Source organism: Herbaspirillum sp. RTI4, from assembly GCF_034313965.1.
In the GTDB taxonomy this organism is placed as follows: domain Bacteria; phylum Pseudomonadota; class Gammaproteobacteria; order Burkholderiales; family Burkholderiaceae_D; genus Herbaspirillum.
This window is the reverse complement of sequence record NZ_JAVIWQ010000002.1, coordinates 3,309,209-3,329,876: the sequence shown is the minus strand read 5'-3', so window position 1 is coordinate 3,329,876 and position 20,668 is coordinate 3,309,209. Positions and strand designations below refer to the sequence as shown.

17 protein-coding genes are annotated in these 20,668 nt (G+C 55.9%); 12 read left to right on the top strand and 5 right to left on the bottom strand.

Annotated features, from left to right (window positions below):
- The first annotated feature begins 216 nt into the window (after positions 1 to 216).
- Entirely contained in the window at positions 217 to 1,155 is a 939-nt protein-coding gene (locus tag RGU70_RS14840) for a patatin-like phospholipase family protein (RefSeq protein WP_322210165.1), read from the top strand.
- Positions 1,156 to 1,282: 127 nt separating this feature from the next.
- On the opposite strand, the gene RGU70_RS14835 is transcribed toward RGU70_RS14840, so the two are convergent.
- The gene (locus RGU70_RS14835; RefSeq protein WP_322210164.1) at positions 1,283 to 1,864 is read right to left on the bottom strand and encodes a C40 family peptidase; all 582 of its coding nucleotides are present in this window, start codon (positions 1,862 to 1,864) and stop codon (positions 1,283 to 1,285) included.
- 182 nt (positions 1,865 to 2,046) lie between these two features.
- Here RGU70_RS14835 and RGU70_RS14830 point away from each other — a divergent pair, with 182 nt between their 5' ends.
- The 5 genes from RGU70_RS14830 to RGU70_RS14810 all read left to right on the top strand — a co-directional run bounded on the left by RGU70_RS14830 (position 2,047) and on the right by RGU70_RS14810 (position 8,256).
- Positions 2,047 to 2,451 (top strand): heme-binding protein, encoded by a 405-nt coding sequence (locus RGU70_RS14830; RefSeq protein WP_322210163.1) that lies wholly within the window; start codon positions 2,047 to 2,049, stop codon positions 2,449 to 2,451.
- 290 nt (positions 2,452 to 2,741) lie between these two features.
- Entirely contained in the window at positions 2,742 to 3,938 is a 1,197-nt protein-coding gene (gene carA / locus RGU70_RS14825) for a glutamine-hydrolyzing carbamoyl-phosphate synthase small subunit (RefSeq protein ID WP_416186529.1), read from the top strand.
- Positions 3,931 to 7,182, top strand: coding sequence for a carbamoyl-phosphate synthase large subunit (gene carB / locus RGU70_RS14820; RefSeq protein ID WP_322210162.1), 3,252 nt, complete (start codon positions 3,931 to 3,933; stop codon positions 7,180 to 7,182). Before carA ends, carB begins: the two co-directional genes overlap by 8 nt.
- A gap of 148 nt (positions 7,183 to 7,330) precedes the next feature.
- Positions 7,331 to 7,807, top strand: coding sequence for a transcription elongation factor GreA (gene greA, locus RGU70_RS14815; protein WP_322210161.1), 477 nt, complete (start codon positions 7,331 to 7,333; stop codon positions 7,805 to 7,807).
- Between the two features lie 8 nt (positions 7,808 to 7,815).
- On the top strand, positions 7,816 to 8,256 hold the full coding sequence (locus RGU70_RS14810) for a DUF4149 domain-containing protein (RefSeq protein WP_322210160.1): 441 nt from the start codon (positions 7,816 to 7,818) through the stop codon (positions 8,254 to 8,256).
- Between the two features lie 111 nt (positions 8,257 to 8,367).
- On the opposite strand, the gene RGU70_RS14805 is transcribed toward RGU70_RS14810, so the two are convergent.
- The gene (locus RGU70_RS14805) at positions 8,368 to 8,835 is read right to left on the bottom strand and encodes a YhbY family RNA-binding protein (RefSeq protein WP_322210159.1); all 468 of its coding nucleotides are present in this window, start codon (positions 8,833 to 8,835) and stop codon (positions 8,368 to 8,370) included.
- 76 nt (positions 8,836 to 8,911) lie between these two features.
- Here RGU70_RS14805 and RGU70_RS14800 point away from each other — a divergent pair, with 76 nt between their 5' ends.
- The 5 genes from RGU70_RS14800 (at position 8,912) to RGU70_RS14780 (ending at position 14,896) form a co-directional block, all read left to right on the top strand.
- Complete coding sequence (locus tag RGU70_RS14800) at positions 8,912 to 9,559, top strand: RlmE family RNA methyltransferase (protein WP_322210158.1); 648 nt, start codon at positions 8,912 to 8,914, stop codon at positions 9,557 to 9,559.
- A gap of 323 nt (positions 9,560 to 9,882) precedes the next feature.
- Positions 9,883 to 11,769: an ATP-dependent zinc metalloprotease FtsH gene (ftsH, locus tag RGU70_RS14795; protein ID WP_322210157.1), complete on the top strand. Its 1,887-nt coding sequence runs from the start codon at positions 9,883 to 9,885 to the stop codon at positions 11,767 to 11,769.
- Positions 11,770 to 11,876: 107 nt separating this feature from the next.
- On the top strand, positions 11,877 to 12,719 hold the full coding sequence (folP, locus tag RGU70_RS14790) for a dihydropteroate synthase (RefSeq protein ID WP_322210156.1): 843 nt from the start codon (positions 11,877 to 11,879) through the stop codon (positions 12,717 to 12,719).
- Positions 12,720 to 12,809: 90 nt separating this feature from the next.
- Positions 12,810 to 14,150: a phosphoglucosamine mutase gene (gene glmM, locus RGU70_RS14785; RefSeq protein ID WP_322210155.1), complete on the top strand. Its 1,341-nt coding sequence runs from the start codon at positions 12,810 to 12,812 to the stop codon at positions 14,148 to 14,150.
- 38 nt (positions 14,151 to 14,188) lie between these two features.
- Positions 14,189 to 14,896: a response regulator gene (locus RGU70_RS14780; RefSeq protein ID WP_322210154.1), complete on the top strand. Its 708-nt coding sequence runs from the start codon at positions 14,189 to 14,191 to the stop codon at positions 14,894 to 14,896.
- A 51-nt stretch (positions 14,897 to 14,947) separates the two neighbouring features.
- On the opposite strand, the gene RGU70_RS14775 is transcribed toward RGU70_RS14780, so the two are convergent.
- Together RGU70_RS14775 and RGU70_RS14770 are read right to left on the bottom strand one after the other, a co-directional pair.
- A complete protein-coding gene (locus RGU70_RS14775) occupies positions 14,948 to 16,255 on the bottom strand; it encodes a cytochrome c (protein ID WP_322210153.1) in 1,308 nt (435 codons plus the stop codon).
- Positions 16,252 to 17,037: a c-type cytochrome gene (locus RGU70_RS14770; protein WP_416186528.1), complete on the bottom strand. Its 786-nt coding sequence runs from the start codon at positions 17,035 to 17,037 to the stop codon at positions 16,252 to 16,254. The genes RGU70_RS14775 and RGU70_RS14770 overlap by 4 nt, the downstream gene beginning before the upstream one ends.
- Positions 17,038 to 17,787: 750 nt before the next feature.
- Between RGU70_RS14770 and RGU70_RS14765 the strand changes: the two genes are divergently transcribed.
- Positions 17,788 to 19,686: an ATP-binding cassette domain-containing protein gene (locus tag RGU70_RS14765; RefSeq protein WP_322210816.1), complete on the top strand. Its 1,899-nt coding sequence runs from the start codon at positions 17,788 to 17,790 to the stop codon at positions 19,684 to 19,686.
- Between the two features lie 66 nt (positions 19,687 to 19,752).
- On the opposite strand, the gene RGU70_RS14760 is transcribed toward RGU70_RS14765, so the two are convergent.
- The gene (locus tag RGU70_RS14760; RefSeq protein WP_322210152.1) at positions 19,753 to 20,586 is read right to left on the bottom strand and encodes a SirB1 family protein; all 834 of its coding nucleotides are present in this window, start codon (positions 20,584 to 20,586) and stop codon (positions 19,753 to 19,755) included.
- Positions 20,587 to 20,668 lie beyond the last annotated feature (82 nt).

Sequence of the window (20,668 nt, the reverse complement as noted above, 5' to 3'; positions counted from 1 at the left end):
AGTAAGTACGATTGCGCTTCTTATCCTGAATTTGCGCCGCTCGCTACGCTTACTCATAGGCTTCTTACGTCGTCTTCCTATCGGGTTGGCTGGTTTGCTTGTCTCGCTCGCTCCCTCCCTGCCCTGAACGCGGCTTGGGCTACAATTCAGGCCAGCCGGTGTGTGCCGGACGCCTCTTCCCTTCTTGTCGCTTTGCCGCGGCGTACTGCTGATCTCATGACCCTCTCTTTTCCCTCTTTGGGCCGGCGCTTTGCGCTTTTGCCTCTCGTTGCGGCTTTTTTGCTCGCGGGCTGTGTGACGCCTGCAGCGCGGACGCCGGCACCACTGGTCGGTGTGTTGGCGGTACCGGATAATCCTTCCCGCCCTCGGATACGGATCGGACTGGCGCTGGGCGGTGGTGCTGCGCGCGGGTTTGCGCATATTGGCGTGATTAAGGTATTGGAAGCGCAAGGCATCGTGCCGGATATCGTTGTCGGTACCAGTGCCGGCAGTCTGGTGGGGGCGCTGTACGCGGCCGGCAATACCGGTTTTGCTCTGCAGAAGATGGCGCTGGATATGGATGAGGCGGCTATTTCAGACTGGTCGGTGCCTCTGTTTGCCAAGGTCAGCGGCGTGCTCAAGGGGGAGGGCTTGCAGAGTTTTGTGAACCGGGCCGTGAACAATGTGCCGATAGAAAAATTCAAAATTCCCTTCGGAGCAGTGGCCACCGATTTGGGCAGCGGTGCTCCGGTTCTGTTTCAGCGCGGTAATGCCGGTCTTGCAGTACGGGCTTCATCGGCGGTGCCGGGAGTTTTTCAGTCGGTCAGGATAGGAGATCGTAATTATGTCGATGGCGGGCTGGTGTCGCCGGTGCCGGTACGCTTCGCGCGCGAGATGGGGGCGGAGTTTGTGATTGCCGTGAATATCTCGGCGCAACCACAATCTCAGATATCCACCAGCTCGCTGGATGCGTTGCTACAAACTTTTGCGATTATGGGGCAGAGCATCAATGCGTATGAGCTTAAAAATGCCGATGTCGTGATTCAGCCGGCTTTGGGAAAGATGAGTGGCAGCGATTTCGCAGCGCGCAATACGGCGATTCTTGCCGGTGAGCAGGCTGCCACGGCGATGATGCCGGAAATTCTGCGCAAGTTGAAACTACGGCGTGTGCCGTAATTTGTTGCGATCAGTAGTTTTGCGACGGAATAAGGTCGAGGTATAAAAAAACCACGCTACGGAGGCGTGGTTTTTTTTAGACTCATGAGATACGGTAGTGGCTTTGGTTGCGGCTTTAGTTAATTCTTTAATTACCGCCTTCGTTGTCATTGATTCGACGCGCCCCGTTGAAGCGCTGCTTCCAGTAGGCCACGTCCATACTTTCAATTCGAACCTGACCGCCAGCGGAAGGGGAGTGGATAAATTTCTGGTCACCCAGATAAATCCCTACATGCGAAAAGCCGCGTTTCAGTGTGTTGTAAAACACCAGGTCACCTGGTTGCAGATCCGGTTTTTCTACTTTTTCGCCAACCCGGCTGATTTCTGCTGATGTGCGTGGCAAATCCTTGCCCCACGCTTCTTTAAATACGTAGCGCACCAGACCGCTGCAATCCAGACCGCTTTCCGGGGAGGTGCCGCCGTAGCGATAATTAATGCCGAGCATGCTGAATGCCTGCATCGCCAGTTCTGAGGCGCGAGTAGTAACGCGGGAGGTGACCTGGGAGGTGATGTCGTGCAGTCGCGAAAGGGCGCTGTTGCTTTTGCTTGCGGCGGGGTCTTGCGGAAGGGAGTCGATGCTCCAGGCGGTGCTAGAAATCCAGAGGCCAGCTGCCAGAATACAGGTTTGCGCTATGTATCGTCGGAGTCGGGGCGGTCGGGTTAGCTGCATCGGGAGAAAAGTCCTGTTGGGCGTTGAATGTTTCAGAATGTAAGCGAATTGTGACAAGGAGTCAATGCTTCGCTCCATATAGTACAAGTGGAGGATGCAGGTCATTTCAAGTCAAAGAATGCCAAATACCTGCACTAGCCTTACAATCGTGTTTTTTCGAACCCATCCCTACAAGGAATTCTATGAAGACCAAGCCTATCCTGGAACTGCAAGACATCAAAAAAATCGCTGCGGCAGCCGAAGCCGAGGCCATTGCCAACAAATGGGCAGTCTCTATTTCCATCGTTGACGACGGCGGTCATTTGCTGTGGTTGCAGCGGCTCGATGGCGCCGCTCCTTTGAGCGCCCATATCGCCCCGGCCAAGGCCAGAACCTCCGCTCTCGGTCAGCGCGAAACCAAAATTTACGAAGACATGATCAATAACGGTCGCTATGCGTTCCTGACTGCTCCGATCGACGGCGCACTCGAAGGCGGCGTGCCAATTGTGGTCGATGGCGTGTTTGTCGGCGCGGTAGGTGTTTCCGGTGTCAAATCTGCGGAAGATGTGCAAATCGCTAAAGCCGGGATTGCAGCGCTAGGACTTTGATACGCTGCGGCTAACCTGGAAATTACGGGGCAATTTGCCCCTTCAGGTGCCGCAAACTGTCTTCCCGGGCAACTTCCGGTTTGTCGGGAGGGTCGTTTTGCGCTATAATCGTGCGGTTTAGCTTATTTTATTCCGCCCTAGCGCATACACCCTCTTTTCATCGTCACATCACTCGTATTGACCGTTGCATCGGCCCCGCCCGCACCAAGCGCAGGGGTGCTGTAAATCGGCTTGATTATGGAGGATGAGATGTCTGGGCCTAGCGGCGGTAACCATCTCAGGAGTTACCCTTGCTGCCTTCTTTTTCCGGCTCCGCGATCGCTAACGGTGATTCACCGGGTGCGGTCCCTGTCCCAGCCATCCTCGCGCTAGCAGACGGAACTGTCTTTCAGGGTTTTTCGATCGGTGCCACCGGCAATACGACCGGTGAAGTGGTATTCAATACCGCCATGTCCGGCTATCAGGAAATTCTGACCGACCCCAGTTATACCCGTCAGATCGTAACGCTGACTTATCCCCATATCGGCAACACCGGTGTCAACCGTGAAGATGTCGAATCGACAAAAATTCATGTCGCCGGACTGATCATCAAAGATCTGCCGCGTCTGGTCTCGAACTTCCGCAGTCGCCAATCGCTGTCCGATTACCTGGTTGAGGGCAATATTGTTGCTATCGCCGGTATCGACACGCGCAAACTGACCCGCATCCTGCGCGAAAAAGGCGCACAAGGCGGGGCGATCATTGCCGGTTTTGCCGATGTTGACGCCGCCAAGGCAAAGGCACTGGAACTGGCGCGCGGCTTCCCCGGCTTGGCCGGAATGGATCTGGCCAAGGTAGTGACGACGGCCAAGGCCTACAACTGGACCGAAACCGAATGGAAGCTGGGGCGTGGATACGGCCAGCAAATCGCGCCTAAGCACCATGTCGTCGCTTTCGACTATGGCGTGAAATTCAATATTTTGCGCATGCTGGCCGAGCGCGGCTGCAAGGTGACTGTGCTGCCGGCGCAAGCCACTGCGGCCGACGCCCTGGCGTTCAATCCTGACGGTATTTTCCTGTCGAACGGCCCCGGTGATCCTGAGCCTTGCGATTACGCGATTGCCGCCAGCAAAGAATTGATCGAGCGCGGCATTCCGACTTTTGGTATTTGCCTCGGTCATCAGATCATGGCGCTGGCGTCTGGCGCGCAGACACTGAAGATGAAGTTCGGCCACCACGGCGCCAATCATCCGGTACAGGATCTGGACAGCAAAAAAGTGATGATCACTTCCCAGAATCATGGTTTCGCTGTCGATGCGGAGACGCTGCCGGCCAATTGCCGCATTACCCACATATCGCTGTTCGACGGTTCGCTGCAAGGTTTCGAGCGCACCGATCAGCCTGCCTTTTGCTTCCAGGGTCACCCCGAAGCGTCCCCCGGTCCGCACGACATCGCCCCGTTGTTCGATAAATTTGTGGCGATGATGGAGAAAAAGAAACATGCCTAAGCGTAACGACATTAAAAGTATTCTGATTATCGGCGCTGGCCCTATCATCATCGGTCAGGCCTGCGAATTCGACTATTCCGGCGCGCAAGCCTGCAAAGCCCTGCGCGAAGAGGGTTACAAAGTCATCCTGGTCAACAGCAATCCGGCCACGATCATGACCGACCCCGAAATGGCCGATGTCACTTATATCGAGCCGATTACCTGGCAAATCGTTGAGCGCATCATCGCCAAGGAAAAACCGGATGCGATTCTGCCGACCATGGGCGGCCAGACCGCGCTGAACTGCGCACTGGATCTGCATCGTCACGGCGTGCTGGAGAAATACGGCTGCGAACTGATCGGCGCTTCCCCGGAAGCAATCGACAAGGCCGAGGACCGTTCCAAATTCAAGGATGCCATGACCAAGATCGGTCTGGCTTCTGCACGCTCCGGCGTGGCGCACACGCTCGAAGAAGCGTGGACAGTGCAAAAGGGCCTCGGCTTTCCGGTTATTATCCGGCCTTCCTTCACCATGGGTGGCACGGGCGGCGGGATTGCCTATAACTCGGAAGAATTCGAAACCATCTGCAAGCGCGGCCTGGAAGCGTCGCCTACCTCCGAACTGCTGATCGAAGAATCGCTGATCGGCTGGAAAGAGTATGAAATGGAAGTCGTGCGCGATAAAGCCGACAACTGCATCATCGTTTGCTCTATCGAAAATCTGGACCCGATGGGCGTGCATACCGGCGACTCGATCACTGTGGCGCCGGCGCAAACGCTGACCGACAAGGAATATCAGATCATGCGTAACGCCTCATTGGCGGTACTGCGTGAAATCGGCGTCGATACAGGCGGTTCCAACGTACAGTTTTCGGTCAATCCGGCGGATGGCCGCATGATCGTTATCGAAATGAATCCGCGCGTATCGCGTTCGTCCGCGCTGGCGTCGAAGGCTACCGGTTTCCCGATCGCCAAGATCGCGGCCAAGCTGGCAGTGGGTTTCACTCTAGATGAACTGCGCAATGAAATTACCGGCGGCGCAACCCCGGCATCGTTTGAGCCTTCGATCGATTACGTCGTTACCAAGATTCCGCGTTTTGCCTTTGAAAAATTCCCGCAGGCCGATCATCACCTGACGACGCAAATGAAGTCGGTCGGCGAAGTGATGGCAATCGGCCGTACTTTCCAGGAATCCTTCCAGAAAGCCTTGCGCGGACTGGAAGTCGGCGTCGACGGCATGAACGAAAAGACCACCGACCACGAAACCATCAAGGAAGAACTGGGCGAGCCGGGGCCGGATCGTATCTGGTATGTCGGCGATGCGTTTGCCCAGGGTTTTTCGCTGGAAGAAGTGCATCAGTTGACGCATATCGATCCGTGGTTCCTGTCGCAGATCAAGGAACTCATCGACATCGAACTGTGGCTGGAAAGCAGCCAGACGCTCGATGCGCTGGATCGCGCTACGCTGTTCCAGCTCAAGCAAAAAGGATTTGCCGATCGTCGTCTGGCCAAGCTGCTGCACACGACCGATACGGCCGTGCGGCAACGGCGCCTGGCGCTGAACGTGCGCCCGGTCTACAAGCGCGTCGATACCTGCGCCGGCGAATTTTCCACCAGCACCGCGTACATGTATTCGACTTACGAAGGTAATGGCGACGGCGATGGCGAGTGCGAATCGCATCCGACCAACAATAAGAAAATCATGGTGCTGGGCGGCGGTCCTAACCGTATCGGTCAGGGTATCGAATTCGATTATTGCTGCGTGCATGCGGCGCTGGCGATGCGTCAGGATGGCTATGAAACCATCATGGTCAATTGCAATCCCGAAACCGTGTCCACCGATTACGACACTTCCGATCGTCTGTATTTTGAATCCCTGACGCTGGAAGACGTGCTGGAAATCGTCGACAAGGAAAAGCCTTACGGCGTGATCGTGCAGTACGGCGGTCAGACTCCGCTAAAGCTGGCGCTGGATCTGGAAGCCAACGGCGTACCCATCGTCGGCACTTCGCCGGACATGATCGATGCGGCGGAAGACCGCGAGCGTTTCCAGAAGCTGTTGCAGGATCTGGGCTTGCGTCAACCGCCCAATCGCACTGCGCGCACGGAAGTGGATGCTTTGCGTCTGGCGCAGGAAATCGGTTACCCGCTGGTGGTGCGTCCTTCGTATGTGCTGGGCGGCCGGGCGATGGAAATTGTGCACGAGCAGCGTGATCTGGAGCGCTACATGCGCGAAGCGGTCAAGGTGTCGCACGATTCGCCGGTATTGCTGGATCGCTTTCTCAATGATGCGATTGAAGTCGATGTGGATTGCCTTTCCGACGGTGAGCGCACTTTCATCGGCGGTGTGATGGAGCATATTGAGCAGGCCGGCGTGCACTCGGGTGATTCCGCCTGTTCGCTGCCGCCTTACTCCTTGTCGAAAGAAACCATCGATGAACTGAAGCGTCAGACTTCCATGATGGCCAAGGGGTTGAATGTGGTCGGTCTGATGAATGTGCAGTTTGCCATTCAGCAAAAAGAAGTCGACGGCAAGATGGAGGACGTGGTGTTTGTGCTGGAAGTCAATCCACGCGCTTCGCGCACAGTGCCGTTTGTGTCGAAGGCAACCGGCTTGCAACTGGCGAAAATTGCGGCGCGCTGCATGGTTGGCCAGTCGCTTGATAGTCAGAGTATCCACAACGAAGTTGTGCCGCCGTATTTTAGTGTCAAGGAAGCGGTCTTCCCGTTTGTTAAATTCCCTGGCGTCGACACCATCCTCGGACCGGAAATGAAATCGACCGGTGAAGTGATGGGCGTGGGCAAAACTTTCGGTGAGGCATTTGTCAAATCGCAACTGGGCGCGGGCGTTAAATTGCCGACGAGCGGCAAAGTCTTTATCAGCGTCAAGGCCAGCGATAAGCCGCGCGCGGTGCAGGTGGCAAAAGATCTGGTCGCTCTGGGCTTTAGCATTGTCGCCACGCGCGGTACGGCAGCGGCAATCAGCGCAGCCGGTATTCCGGTGACTATCGTCAATAAGGTGGTCGAAGGCCGTCCTCATATTGTCGACATGATCAAGAATAATGAGCTGACGCTGGTGGTCAATACCGTGGAAGAAAAACGGACGGCCATTGCGGATTCCGGTGCGATTCGTACTTCGTCGTTGATGGCGCGGGTCACCACGTTTACCACGATTGCCGGTGCAGAAGCCGCCGTTGAGGGGATGCGGCATCTGGATGCGCTGGATGTGTATGATTTACAAGGCTTGCATAAAGCTATACACTGACCTCACACTTTTTCATCCTTGAACGGCGTTTGCCGGGCCTGTCGGCATTGCGTATTTTTCTTGCTGGATATGTTTTGCAAACGCCTCAATCACAGAGGGCATCTGAGTATTCGATGCCCTCTGTGGTTTTTTAAATCTGAACGATATTATGAGTACTGTACCTATTACCAAGTTGGGCGCCGAGATGCTGAAGCAGGAATTGGTGCGCCTGAAGACCAAGGAACGGCCTGCCGTCATCAACGCAATCGCAGAAGCGCGCGCCCACGGAGACCTGTCGGAAAACGCCGAATACGATGCAGCGAAGGAAAAGCAGTCGTTTATTGAAGGCCGTATTGCCGATCTGGAAGGCAAGCTGGGCTCGTCGCTGATCGTCGATCCCGCCACGCTGAACGCAGAGGGCCGCGTGGTCTTCGCGTCGACTGTCGATCTGGAAAATCTGGAAACCGGCGAAAAAGTCACGTATCAGATCGTCGGTTTGGACGAAGCTGATGTCAAGGCGGCGAAGGTTTCTATCACTTCACCGATCGCCCGCGCCATGATTGGCAAAAGTGCCGGCGATGTGGTGGTTGTAGAGGCACCGTCCGGCTTGTGCGAATACGAAATTCTGGATGTGCGTTACGTATGAAGATGTCCATGCCGCTTGCCTCTGTCAGGATCCTGATTGCCACGCTGTGGGTCGGGAGCTTGTGGGCGATTGGCTATGTTGTTGCGCCGACCCTGTTTGCCACGCTGGCCGACAGGGTGCTGGCAGGAACGATTGCCGGTAGCCTGTTTCGTATTGTGGCTTGGTTGTCGGTGGTATCGGCAGTGCTGTTGGCGTGCTTGTTGATGCGGGAGGCTGATCCTATACGCCGCCGCAGTTGCCTGCGACTGATTGGTACGATGCTGGTTTGTACTCTGATTGGTTATTTTGCGGTGCAGCCCTGGATGGCCGGATTGCGTGCCGCTGCCGGACCTGGCGGGGTAATGGAGTCGGCAGCCAAGATGCAGTTTGGCGCTCTGCACGGGATCGCGAGTGGCATCTATCTGATTCAAAGCTTATTGGGCGCAGCGCTGATTCTGAAGCTGCGCTGAGTTACTTAGTCATCGACGCAAAAAAACACGCCGCACTTTTCAATGCGGCGGTTTATTCCCGGAATTTCCGTAGCGGGAGCCCTCCTTTAAGGACGGCTTCCTGCAGAAATATTAGCCGAGACGGGTTTTCTTCGTGCTTTTCTGGCGAGGTTTGGCGCGCTTGATAGAGCCGCCCGCAGTCACCCGTTCATTACCCTTGACCATGACCTTGGTCACTGTAGGTCGCTTGGTACCGCTGGGGCTAGGCTTGACGATAGTGACTTCACGCATGCCCTTGCCGCGTGATTCGGTACGCTCTTTCTCGGTTTCTTTTTTCGGCCGATAGATGATGAGCAGTTTGCCGATGTGTTGTACTGGTGCCGCCTGCATTTGTTCGCAGATAGCTTCGTACATGGCAACGCGCGCTGCGCGGTCGTCGCCGAAGACACGGATTTTGATTAAACCGTGGATATTGAGCCCGGCGCTGATTTCCTTGAGGACGGGCGGTGTCAATCCCGCCTCGCCGATGATGACGACAGGATTCAATGCATGGGCTTCGGCGCGTAATTCGCTGCGCTCGGCGGAAGAGAGTGTGAACATGGACTTTAAGATTTTCTGACAGGCAGTGCCGATCCCGGCCCTGCTGTGCATTAGGTAAAACCGGTATTCTACGCGAATGGCAAAGAACAAATTAAACAAAAACTGGCTGCACGATCATATCAACGATCCCTACGTCAAGTTGGCACAGAAAGAAGGCTACCGCGCACGCGCTGCCTACAAGCTCAAGGAGATCGATGAAAGCGAACATCTGATCAAACCCGGGCAGATCATTGTCGATCTGGGTAGTACGCCTGGAAGCTGGTCGCAATACGCGCGCAACAAGCTGGCAGGGCAGGAGGGCGGCGGCATCCGAGGGATCATCATCGGTCTCGACATGTTGCCGATGGATCCGATCGCTGACGTGCATTTCATTCAGGGCGATTTCCGCGAGGATGAATCCTTGCAGCAGCTGCAAACGCTACTGGCCGGGCGTCAGGTTGATCTGGTGTTGTCGGATATGGCGCCGAATTTGTCCGGGATTGCGATCTCGGATGCGGCGCGGGTGGAGTATCTGATCGATTTGGCAGTTGAATTTGCTAAAGCGCACATGAAGCCAAGCGGGGCACTTCTGGTCAAATGCTTCAATGGAACAGGCTATAACGAAATACTCATGAAGTTCCGCGCCGAATTTCAGACGGTTGTGGCGAAAAAGCCAAAAGCCAGTCGCGATAAGTCGTCGGAAATATTTTTACTCGGGAAAATACTGAAAAACCCTCTGCAATGAACCTCATTCATCGTCCATGCCTAAGAACGAATAAGAAATTATAAAAGTTTTTCTTGTTATTACTGCTGCGGTCACAATATGAAGCGGAAGAAGTTGTGTAGGCAGGGTTCAATTGTTCGTCACTAACGCTATCAAACATTGCCAACGAAGCAACTACGTTGACCTTGTCAGATGCAATCCTGATTGTCTTTCCCGGTTGTCCGCGAATGCTGACGTTGGGCGCAGCATAACAAACTGCTGTTTCCTAGTAAGAGCCGGGTATTCCGAGTAAAATCGAAAAATCTATATCCGTAAAGTGGGGCGCTCGCGCCTGAGGAGTTCTTGTGAATAATATGTTTTCCAAAGCCGCCATATGGGTAGTTATCGCCCTGGTACTGTTTATGGTATTCAAACAGTTCGACAATCGCGGCCAAGCTGCGGTAGCGGCGCCAATCGCCTATTCGGATTTCATCAGCGAGGTCAAGGCGGGGCACATCAAGGACGCGACGATTGAGGACCGGACTATTCTTGCGACCACGCAAGATGGTAAGAAACTCAAGACGGCAGCTACTTTCCTGGATCGCGGCTTAGTCGGCGACTTGCTGGCCAATGGTGTCAAATTCGACGTCAAACAGCCTGAAGAGCCATCTTTCCTGTCTCAGATATTCATTTCCTGGTTCCCGATGCTGTTGCTGATCGGCGTCTGGGTGTTCTTCATGCGCCAGATGCAAGGTGGCGGCAAGGGCGGTGCCTTTTCATTCGGCAAGTCCAAAGCGCGCATGATGGATGAAAACAGCAATACCATCACCTTTGCCGACGTCGCCGGTTGCGACGAAGCCAAAGAAGAAGTGCAGGAGCTGGTCGAATTTCTGCGCGATCCTACTAAATTCCAGAAACTCGGCGGACGCATTCCTCACGGCGTGCTGATGGTCGGCCCTCCTGGTACCGGTAAAACGCTGCTGGCGAGAGCGATTGCCGGCGAAGCGAAGGTCCCGTTTTTCACTATTTCCGGTTCTGATTTCGTTGAAATGTTTGTCGGTGTCGGCGCATCCCGTGTGCGCGACATGTTTGAAAACGCCAAGAAACACGCGCCCTGCATTATTTTCATCGATGAAATTGATGCGGTCGGTCGTCATCGCGGCGCAGGCATGGGCGGCGGGAACGACGAACGGGAACAAACGCTCAACCAGATGCTGGTTGAAATGGACGGCTTTGAAGCAAATTCCGGCGTCATCGTGATTGCCGCAACTAACCGTGCCGACGTACTCGACAAGGCGCTGCTGCGTCCAGGTCGTTTCGATCGTCAAGTGTCGGTGGGCCTGCCCGATATCCGTGGCCGCGAACAGATCTTGTATGTTCACATGCGCAAGGTGCCTATCGCGACAGACGTTAAGGCAGATATCCTGGCGCGTGGTACTCCAGGTTTTTCCGGTGCTGATCTGGCCAACTTAGTGAATGAAGCGGCGTTGTTTGCTGCACGCCGCAGCAAGCGCGTCGTCGAAATGCAGGATTTCGAAGATGCCAAGGACAAAATCGTCATGGGGCCGGAACGCAAATCCGCCGTCATGCGCGAAGAAGAACGTCGCAATACGGCTTTCCATGAATCTGGCCATGCAGTCGTTGCAAAATTGTTGCCCAAGGCCGATCCGGTTCACAAAGTCACCATCATGCCTCGCGGTTTCGCGCTGGGTCTGACATGGCAATTGCCTGAGCATGACCGCGTCAATATGTACAAAGACAAGATGCTGGAAGAAATCGCCATCCTTTTTGGCGGTCGTATTTCAGAAGAAATTTTCATGCATCAGATGTCGACCGGCGCTTCCAACGACTTCGAGCGCGCTACTAAACTGGCTCGGGCGATGGTCACGCGCTACGGTATGTCGGAAAGCCTCGGCACCATGGTCTATGAAGATACCGAGCAGGATGCTTATTTTGGCCGCATGTCTTCCAAGACGGTGTCTGAAGCGACGCAACAAAAGGTCGACGCTGAAATCCGCCGGATACTGGATGCGCAATATGCTCTCTCGCGCAAACTGCTGGAGGAAAATCGTGAAAAAGTGGAATTGATGGCCAAGACGCTGCTGGAATGGGAAACCATCGATGCAGATCAGGTCAACGACATCATGAGCGGCAACGAGCCACGTCAGCCTAAGTATCCGCAGACTAAGAAAACGCCACCGCCAGATAATCCGCCAAGCGATGTCTCACCAAGCGCAACGGCTCCGGCCTAAGCGAAGGTAGTATCCAGGCCTAGGGGTGAGGAGAAATCCTCACCTTTTTTCATTTGGGGCGATTGTTATTTTTGACTTGTCCCGGTACTTCAGTATTCCAAAAACCCATGAAGCAACATTATTTTCACTGTGGACGTTACCGATTTCCGCTTGATCGCGGACCCCGTCCGCTGGTGATGGGCATATTGAACATCACGCCTGACTCATTTTCCGACGGTGGGAGTTTTCATTCGCTGGATCTGGCACTGTCCCATGCGGAGCAGATGATTGCGGATGGCGTCGATATCATCGATATCGGTGGCGAATCGACACGGCCCGGTTCCCCTCCGCTGGCACTGGAAGAAGAATTGCGTCGCCTGATGCCGGTGGTCTACGCTTTGCGCGATTGCGGCAAACCCCTGTCCATCGATACCTACAAACCCGCCGTCATGCGGGAAACGCTGGCGGCCGGTGCCGATATGATCAATGACATTTTCGGTTTTCGGAGCGATGGCGCAATCGACGTCGTTCGCGACAGTGATTGCGGTTTGTGCATCATGCACATGCAAGGTGTGCCGCAAACTATGCAGGAGGAACCGCAGTATGCCGATGTCGTTCAGGAAGTCAGCGACTTCCTTCGCCAGCGTGTCGATGTATTGCTGGAAGCTGGCATCGAACGCCCGCGCTTGAGCATCGATCCCGGCTTCGGCTTCGGCAAAAACAGCGAACACAATCGGACCCTGTTAAAAAATATAGGGCATATTGCCAGGACACTTGATCTGCCTTTATTGGCAGGCATGTCCCGCAAAAGAATGATTGGCGATCTGACCGGCAGAGGTATTGAAAACCGTCTTGCCGGTAGTGTGGGTGCAGCGCTGGTTGCCGCTGCGCAAGGTGCGGCAATCGTGCGCGTGCATGATGTCGCGGCGACTGTGGATGCCTTGCGGGTGTGGCAGGCTGGCATGAGCTGAGGGACGGGTATCGAGGCACTTCTGCATTAAGCCCAAGGTATGGCAGCCAAACAACGTATAAACAAATAGAAAATTAAAAAAGTGGGAACTATGGCATCTAAATATTTCGGTACCGATGGAGTGCGCGGTCTGGTCGGCAAAGCGCCGATTACGCCTGATTTCGTCATGCGGCTGGGCTACGCGGCGGGAGTGGTGCTGACCAGTGCGGCGGCAAAAACCGGGAAGCCGACTGTGCTCATTGGCAAGGACACGCGCATTTCTGGTTATATGCTGGAAGCCGCATTGGAAGCCGGTTTTGCGGCAGCCGGCGTCGATGTGATGCTGGCTGGGCCGATTCCCACGCCGGCCGTCGCCTACCTGACGCGGACTTTGCGGCTGGCCGCCGGGGTGGTCATTTCAGCCTCACACAATCCTTATCACGATAACGGCATTAAATTTTTCTCCGGTTCCGGCAATAAACTGCCGGATTCGGTAGAGGCCGAAATCGAAGCGGCGCTGGAACAACCGATGCAATGTGTGGCATCGGATAAATTGGGCAAAGCCCGACGGCTCGACGATGCCCGAGGCCGTTATATCGAATTTTGCAAAAGCACTTTCCCTAATGCGCTCGACCTGAAGGGCATGACCATCGTGGTCGATTGCGCCAATGGTGCGGCTTACCATATCGCGCCGGATGTGCTGCACGAACTGGGTGCGGAGGTCATCACAATCGGCAATCAGCCTAATGGCCTGAACATCAATGCCGGTTTTGGTGCGACAGCCCCGGAAGCGCTGGCCATGGCCGTGCGCGCCAATCATGCCGATATCGGTATTGCGCTCGATGGGGATGCCGACCGTCTGGTGATGGTCGATGCCGCCGGGCGCATCTACAATGGCGACGAATTGTTGTATGTCATTGTCAAGGATCGTCTCGCTTTGGGCCCGGTCGCTGGCGCAGTCGGCACGCTGATGACGAATATGGCGCTGGAAGTCGCTTTCAAGAAGCTCGGTATTGGCTTCGCCCGCGCCAGAGTCGGCGACCGCTATGTGCTGGAAACGCTGCAACAGCGCGGCTGGATTCTCGGTGGTGAAGGTTCTGGTCACTTGCTATGCCTGGATAAGCATACGACCGGCGATGGCATCGTCTCGGCCTTGCAAGTCTTGTCGGCATTGAAGCAAAGCGGCCTGACACTGGAACAAAGCACCGCCGATATTCGAATGTATCCGCAATCCTTGATCAACGTCAGGATCGCTCCCGGCTTTGACTGGCAAAAAAATCCTGCCATGCAGGCTGAAAAAGCGGCAGTCGAAGAACTGCTGGGCGAGCGTGGACGCGTCCTGATCCGGCCCTCCGGCACTGAGCCGCTGATTCGTGTCATGGTAGAAGCGGAAGATGCCGAGGTGGCGCAGTCACTTGCCCAGCGCATTGCCGCGACTGTCGTTGCCGCCTGATTACGATCATTTCACGTTCTTTGTCTGAGAGGCATAGCATGCAAAAGCCACAGACCGATCTTCTGGTAGTGGAAGACGAACCGAGTATTGCCGAATTATTGAAATTTTCCTTGGAAAATGCCGGTTTTTCCGTCGTCATTGTTCCTAGCGCAGCGCAAGCGCGCGAAGCGGTGGCGCAGAGCTTGCCGCATCTGGTGTTGCTGGACTGGATGTTGCCGGATATGCCTGGTCTGAGTTTGTTGAAAGAATGGCGCAGGAATCCCCGCACTGCCATTTTGCCGGTCATCATGCTGACCGCAAAAGGGATGGAAGAAGACAAGGTCAAAGGTTTGAACGAGGGCGCGGATGACTATGTCACCAAACCATTTTCTCCGAAGGAACTGGTTGCCCGAATTCTGGCTTTGTTACGCCGGAAAATGCCTGAAATCGGCCAACAAATTCAGATTTATGGATTGATTAAAATCGATCTCGAGCGGTTGGAAGTGACTGTCGGGGACATGCCGGTGATGCTGGATCAGGCCGAATTCAAATTGCTGCGCTATCTGGTGGCACACCCGGAACGGGTGTACTCGCGTGCGCAATTGCTCGACAAAGTATGGGGCGACCATGCCTTCATAGAAGAGCGGACCGTCGACGTGCACATCATGCGCTTGCGTAAATCGCTCGGCCCTGCGCACGACTACATCAAGACGGTGCGCGGAGTGGGGTACCAGCTCAGCAGCCTTAGCCGGTCTGTCCCCGCATGAAGCACGTCTCTTAAAGAGGCTCTCGGGCAGGAGAACTCCTCGCCCACCCGATCAATCGTCCAGCGGTACCGCCCTTGAACGGTTCACTTCCGCCGGGCTGACGTAACCCGCCTTGTTTTCCCAGCTATTCCGAATATACGACACCACATCGGCAATTTCCTGATCGCTCAGTAACTGACTGAACGGCGGCATGCCGTACGGACGGGGATTGCCGGTCGTGGTGGGCGGGAAGCCGCCATTGAGGACGATGCGGATGGGATTGATCGCAGAGCCCATGGTGATAGCCCGGTTGCCCGACAGCGGCGGATAGGCCAGTGGGATACCTGCTCCTGAGGCTTTATGGCATTCAGCACAATTGTTTTTGTAGAGGATTGCGCCGGAAGCCATTATCCGTTCCGCTTCACGCTCTGAGGGTTGCGGCGTTTCGATGACCGGTGCGCGTTCATTCTGCGGCAGGGATTTGAGGTAAAGCGCCATCGCCTTGATGTCACTGTCGCTCAAATATTGCAGACTGGCACCGACTACTTCCGCCATCGGGCCGAACACTGTGCTGCGTGTCGAAACGCCGGTGCGCAATAAATCATGAATCGATTGCAGCTCCCAATTGCCGAGGCCGGCTTCGGCGTCGGAGGTGAGTGATGGAGCGTACCAGTTCAGCACCGGGATCAGTCCACCCGCCAGTGGGGCGTAACTGGACGTGGCACCGAGTGCGTTGCGCGTCGTGTGGCAGGCTGCGCAATGTCCCAGACCCTGCACCAGATAGGCCCCGCGGTTCCAGTCCATCGATTGCTTGGTATCTGGCTGAAACACGCCGGGCCGGAAATACAGCGCGCGCCAGAACGCCAGCAAAATCCGCTGGTTATAAGGAAAGCGCAAGGCATTTTCGCGGTTGGCCTGTGCCACAGGGGCCACGGTTTTCATATAAGCGAATAGTGCATCGGAATCGCCGCGGCTGATTTTGGTGTATTCGGTAAAAGGAAAGGCCGGGTACAGGAAGCTGCCATCTTTGGATTTGCCGTGATGCAGGGCGCGCCAGAAGTCTCCGGCGTTCCACTTGCCGATGCCGGTCTGCTCATCGGAGGTGATGTTGGGCGTGTAGATCGTACCGAATGGGGTCGGGACGGCGCGTCCGCCAGCGTACTCTTTGCCGCTGCGTGCGGTGTGGCAAGCCATGCAATCGCCGGCCCGGGCCAGATAGCGCCCGGTTTCTAGCAGGCGGGCGGCATCTGCCGGAGAGCTTGTTGCTGCCGGAACGGTCGTGGTCGAGGTGTCATCATCGGCATCCTTTAATTGCCAGACTATGATGGCGGCGGGTATCAGGACGATCAGAGCAAGGAGAGTGATTAAGAGGCGTTTCATTTATTTTCCTGGGCCAGACTGCCGCAAGTCACGGGTGGGGGCGAGGGTAGCGATGCCACCGAGGGTAGGGGCAAGGGATTGGCGGCGACCGGCTGGGCGGCGAGCCAGGCGCTCACGGCACCGATGTCTTCCAGTGACAGGCGACCGGTAATGAACGCCATGCAATCGGGCGCGCTGGCCCGACGGATGCCGTTACGCCATGCGCCGAATTGGGCATTCACGTAATCACGCGGCAAGCCGAGCAGGCCCGGGATAAAGGGCGCGACGCCGGTCAATGTCTGGCCGTGGCAGGCGATACAGGCGGGGACTTTTTTGGCAGGGTCGCCGTTGAACACCAGTGTCCGTCCGCGCTCCAGCAGAGCGGGGGAGTCGGTGATCGGTTGTGGCGGCGGGTAGGGCGGATGCTGCTCGGAAAAGTATTGCGCGATTTCATGCAAATACGCATCCGACATATGGTCCAGCATGTAGGTCATCAAAGGGTATTGCCGGCGTCCATCGCGGAAATTGCGTAACTGGTTGTACAGATAGCCGGCCGGCTTGCCGGCGATACGCGGATAGTAGCCATCGGTGCCGGCACTGCCTTGTTTGCCATGGCACGCGGTACAGGCGGCCATGCGCTGCTGCATGGTGTCGGGTAAGGCGTCGTCGGCGCGGACGGGCTGCGCGGCACTGGCAAGGATGGCGCTCAGCAGTATGAGCAGACGCAGGGGTTTCCGTAGCGTGGCAGTGGCGGCGCGTAGCACTGCCGTACTGGCTTTCGATTGCCTGGTGATAAAAAGCATAATGAATTCGCAGTCGCAAACGGAATGAGGGGGAGCTGGATTCGGGAGAGAACCCGGAGTGCGAACGGGAGGGAATTTCAGCAGAGACCCATTATAGGGCGCAAGTCGTTGTTTTTCGGACATGACCGCAGGCCAAAGACGCAACAACCTGAAAAGAAACGGCAAAGGAGCCCGGGCGAGGCAGTGCGGCGTCTGTATCTTGCTTTCCATCTCAGGCCCCAGCCGTTACAATAGCGCCCTTGGAGCCCCCGTAGCTCAGTGGATAGAGCGATCCCCTCCTAAATTTGGGCACCGGCCTCGAAAGGCGCCGCGTGAATGGAGTCAAAGTCGGTGAACCCTTCCAGAATCTCTTACCGGATGCTGATGGCAATACCGAGCCAAGCCCGCCACGATGTCGGCGGGAAGGTGTAGAGACTAGACGGCTCCGGCCTACAGGCCGCAGGTTTCTTGATAACTGCGGTTCATGGTCAAGGTATAGTCCAGACCACAAACGCTTCGGTGGCGAAAGCCATAGTGGTACGAAGGGATAGGTCACACGTTCGATCCGTGTCGGGGGCACCAACCACTTTTACCGCGATTGTGCGGGCCAGCCAGTGCAATGTATTCCCTGTTTGCCTTGATGACCTGTTGCTCGCAGCTCCATGCTGCGACATGCGATCGTTTTCTTCCGTTCTGCGCCAGGTGGTGCAATCCGGTTTCCTGATTTCCTTATTACGCCGAGCGGCATCGCCCGGCATTACCTACTCATTTATGGCAGTCATCTCTCTCTCCAACGCCCAACTGGCGTTCGGTCACGTCGCATTGCTCGATCGTGCAGAATTTTCGCTGGAAGCCGGCGAACGGGTCGGCCTGATCGGCCGTAACGGTACGGGCAAATCTTCCTTGCTCAAGACGATCGCCGGCGCATCGCGTCTGGACGATGGCTTGCTGGTGATGCAGCAAGGCATCAAGATCGCGTATGTCGATCAGGAACCGCACTTTGAGCCTGAAATGACCGTGTTCGATGCGGTAGCGCTGGGATTGGGTGAAATGCCCGGTCTGCTGGCGGAATACGATGCGCTGACCGGACAATTCGGCAACGGCGACGACGATGCCATCATGGAGCGCATGCACGTCATTCAGGTCAAGCTGGATGCGGCGGATGCCTGGAATCTGGGCAACAAGGTCGAAACGACTCTGGATCGCCTCAACCTGGATCGCAGTTCGCTGATGGGCGCTTTGTCAGGCGGTATGCAAAAGCGCGTGGCGCTGGCGCGCGGACTGGTGGGCGCACCCGATGTGCTGCTGCTCGATGAGCCGACCAACCATCTGGATTTCAGCTCCATCCTCTGGCTCGAAGGTCTGCTGCGCGACTACAAGGGCAGCGTGCTGTTCATCACCCATGACCGGAGTTTTCTGGACAATGTGGCGACCCGGATTATCGAACTCGATCGCGGCAAGTTGCTGTCGTTTCCCGGTAATTTCACCACCTATCAGACGCGCAAGGCCGACTTGCTCGCCAATGAAGAAGTGGAAAATGCCAAGTTCGATAAATTTCTGGCGCAGGAAGAAATCTGGATCCGCAAGGGCGTGCAGGCGCGTCGTACCCGCGACGAAGGTCGTGTGCGGCGTCTCGAATCTTTGCGCGGCGAACGCGTTGCGCGTCGTGACCGTCAAGGTCAGGTCAAGCTGGAAGTCTCTTCCGGCGAACGCTCCGGCAAGATCGTCGCGGAACTGACCAATGTGAATAAATCGTATGGCGACAGACGTATCGTCAACGACTTTACAGGCACGATTCTGCGCGGCGATAAGGTCGGTCTGATCGGTCATAACGGCGCAGGTAAAACTACGCTGCTCAAGCTGATTCTGGGTGAAATTCAGCCGGATAGCGGTACTGTGAAGCAGGGCACCAAGTTGCAGGTGGCGTATTTCGATCAGATGCGCGGTCAGCTCGATGATGAAGCCAGTCTGGCCGATACCATTGCGCCGGGTAGCGACTGGGTGGAAGTCAACGGCCAGCGCAAGCATGTGATGACGTATCTGGCAGACTTCCTGTTTGCGCCTGAGCGCGCCAGATCGCCGGTCAAGTCGCTGTCCGGTGGCGAACGCAACCGGCTGTTGCTGGCGCGTTTGTTTGCCAAGCCGGCCAATGTGCTGGTGCTGGATGAGCCGACCAACGATCTGGATATCGATACGCTGGAATTGTTGGAAGAATTGCTGGAAGAATATACCGGCACCGTGTTCCTGGTCAGCCATGACCGGACTTTCCTCGACAATGTAGTCACGCAAGTGATCGCCGCCGAAGGTGATGGTTTGTGGCGCGAATACGTCGGCGGTTATAGCGACTGGGAGCGTGTGCGTCCGGTGGCAGCAACGGCCCGGGCCAAGGCAGACACTGTTTCTGATGTGAAGTCAGTTACAGCGGCCGTAGCACCTGCTGCCAAGCAGAAAAAACTCAGCTACAAGGAACAGCGCGAACTGGATGAGTTGCCGGTATTGATTGCGCAGCTCGAAGCGGAGCAAAAAGCGATCACTGAGAAACTGGCCGATGGCAGCGTCTATCAGCGTCAACCCGACGAAGCCGTGCGTCTCAATGCACGTTTTGCCGAAATCGATGCGCAATTACTGATCAGTCTTGAGAAGTGGGAGCAGATCGAGGCGCGCGGGTAATACTCGGGTAATTCCAAAGAGCGGGAAGAAGGCTGGCTTATCTGCATAGGAAGCCAGCCTTGTTTTTTATCGGCCGCTGTCTGCCCGCAGGCGCGGTAGCCGTCGTTCCAGCTCGGGGGCATCCTCGGCGTCGGGACGCAGATTCAGATAGGCCTCCAGGTCGTCCAGCGCTTCCTGTGGGTAGGCCAGATTGGCATAGGCCAGTCCGCGGTCGCGCCGTTCAGTAATTTCATCCGGCAATAAAATCACCAGTCTTTCCTGTACGTCCAGCACACGCTGCCAGCGTTGTGCATCGAGAAAAATCGCCTTCAGATTGCGCAGCATGCGCGCCAGAATTTCACGCGGATGGGCGGCTCTCAGGTAAGCGCCTAGCGGTAATTCGTCGCCGTAATCCTGTTGCTCCAGGTAGGGTTCCAGGCGTTCTTCCAGCTCCTCGCGCGACAGACTGGCTCCGTCCATAGGGTCAAGCACGATATCGCCCGATTGCACCGTCAGTTTCATCAGGAAATGGCCGGGGAAGGACACCCCTTTCATGCTCAGGCCGATTTGCAACCCCAGTTCCATATAGACGATGGCCAGCGAAATCGGGATGCCGCGCCGGGTTGCCAGTACGCGGTGCAGATAGCTGTTGTCGGGATCGTAGTAATTATTGACGTTGCCGGCGAAGGCCATTTCCTTGAAGAAGAAATGGTTCAGCGTGCGCAATTTCTGGATATGCGAGGCATCTGCCGGTAGCCGTTGTTGCAATTTGAGCGCCAGGGTATCGATTTCGAGTTCGCACGCTTCCAGATCGAGCTGAGGATAAACATCCTGTGCGATCGCCAGCGCGGTTTCAAACAAGGGAATGGAGTCGTCTTGTTTAACCAGTGATTCAAAATATTCGAGGGATTTTAGCGGCATATGTCAGCCATCCTACCAAACTATTTTGTTAAACGAAACGACGGATGCAATTGGCGGCCTCATGCCGGAAGACATATTGCTT

Bases quoted from the DNA above. Each gene is read 5' to 3' on its own strand.
- RGU70_RS14840 (WP_322210165.1), top strand. From the start codon at position 217: ATGACCCTCTCTTTTCCCTCTTTGGGCCGGCGCTTTGCGCTTTTGCCT.
- RGU70_RS14765 (WP_322210816.1), top strand. From the start codon at position 17,788: ATGGCAGTCATCTCTCTCTCCAACGCCCAACTGGCGTTCGGTCACGTC.
- RGU70_RS14810 (WP_322210160.1), top strand. From the start codon at position 7,816: ATGCCGCTTGCCTCTGTCAGGATCCTGATTGCCACGCTGTGGGTCGGG.
- RGU70_RS14835 (WP_322210164.1), bottom strand. From the start codon at position 1,864: ATGCAGCTAACCCGACCGCCCCGACTCCGACGATACATAGCGCAAACC.
- carB (WP_322210162.1), top strand. From the start codon at position 3,931: ATGCCTAAGCGTAACGACATTAAAAGTATTCTGATTATCGGCGCTGGC.
- folP (WP_322210156.1), top strand. From the start codon at position 11,877: ATGAAGCAACATTATTTTCACTGTGGACGTTACCGATTTCCGCTTGAT.
- RGU70_RS14830 (WP_322210163.1), top strand. From the start codon at position 2,047: ATGAAGACCAAGCCTATCCTGGAACTGCAAGACATCAAAAAAATCGCT.
- RGU70_RS14760 (WP_322210152.1), bottom strand. From the start codon at position 20,586: ATGCCGCTAAAATCCCTCGAATATTTTGAATCACTGGTTAAACAAGAC.
- RGU70_RS14800 (WP_322210158.1), top strand. From the start codon at position 8,912: ATGGCAAAGAACAAATTAAACAAAAACTGGCTGCACGATCATATCAAC.
- greA (WP_322210161.1), top strand. From the start codon at position 7,331: ATGAGTACTGTACCTATTACCAAGTTGGGCGCCGAGATGCTGAAGCAG.
- RGU70_RS14775 (WP_322210153.1), bottom strand. From the start codon at position 16,255: ATGAAACGCCTCTTAATCACTCTCCTTGCTCTGATCGTCCTGATACCC.
- RGU70_RS14805 (WP_322210159.1), bottom strand. From the start codon at position 8,835: ATGTTCACACTCTCTTCCGCCGAGCGCAGCGAATTACGCGCCGAAGCC.
- RGU70_RS14770 (WP_416186528.1), bottom strand. From the start codon at position 17,037: ATGCTTTTTATCACCAGGCAATCGAAAGCCAGTACGGCAGTGCTACGC.
- glmM (WP_322210155.1), top strand. From the start codon at position 12,810: ATGGCATCTAAATATTTCGGTACCGATGGAGTGCGCGGTCTGGTCGGC.
- RGU70_RS14780 (WP_322210154.1), top strand. From the start codon at position 14,189: ATGCAAAAGCCACAGACCGATCTTCTGGTAGTGGAAGACGAACCGAGT.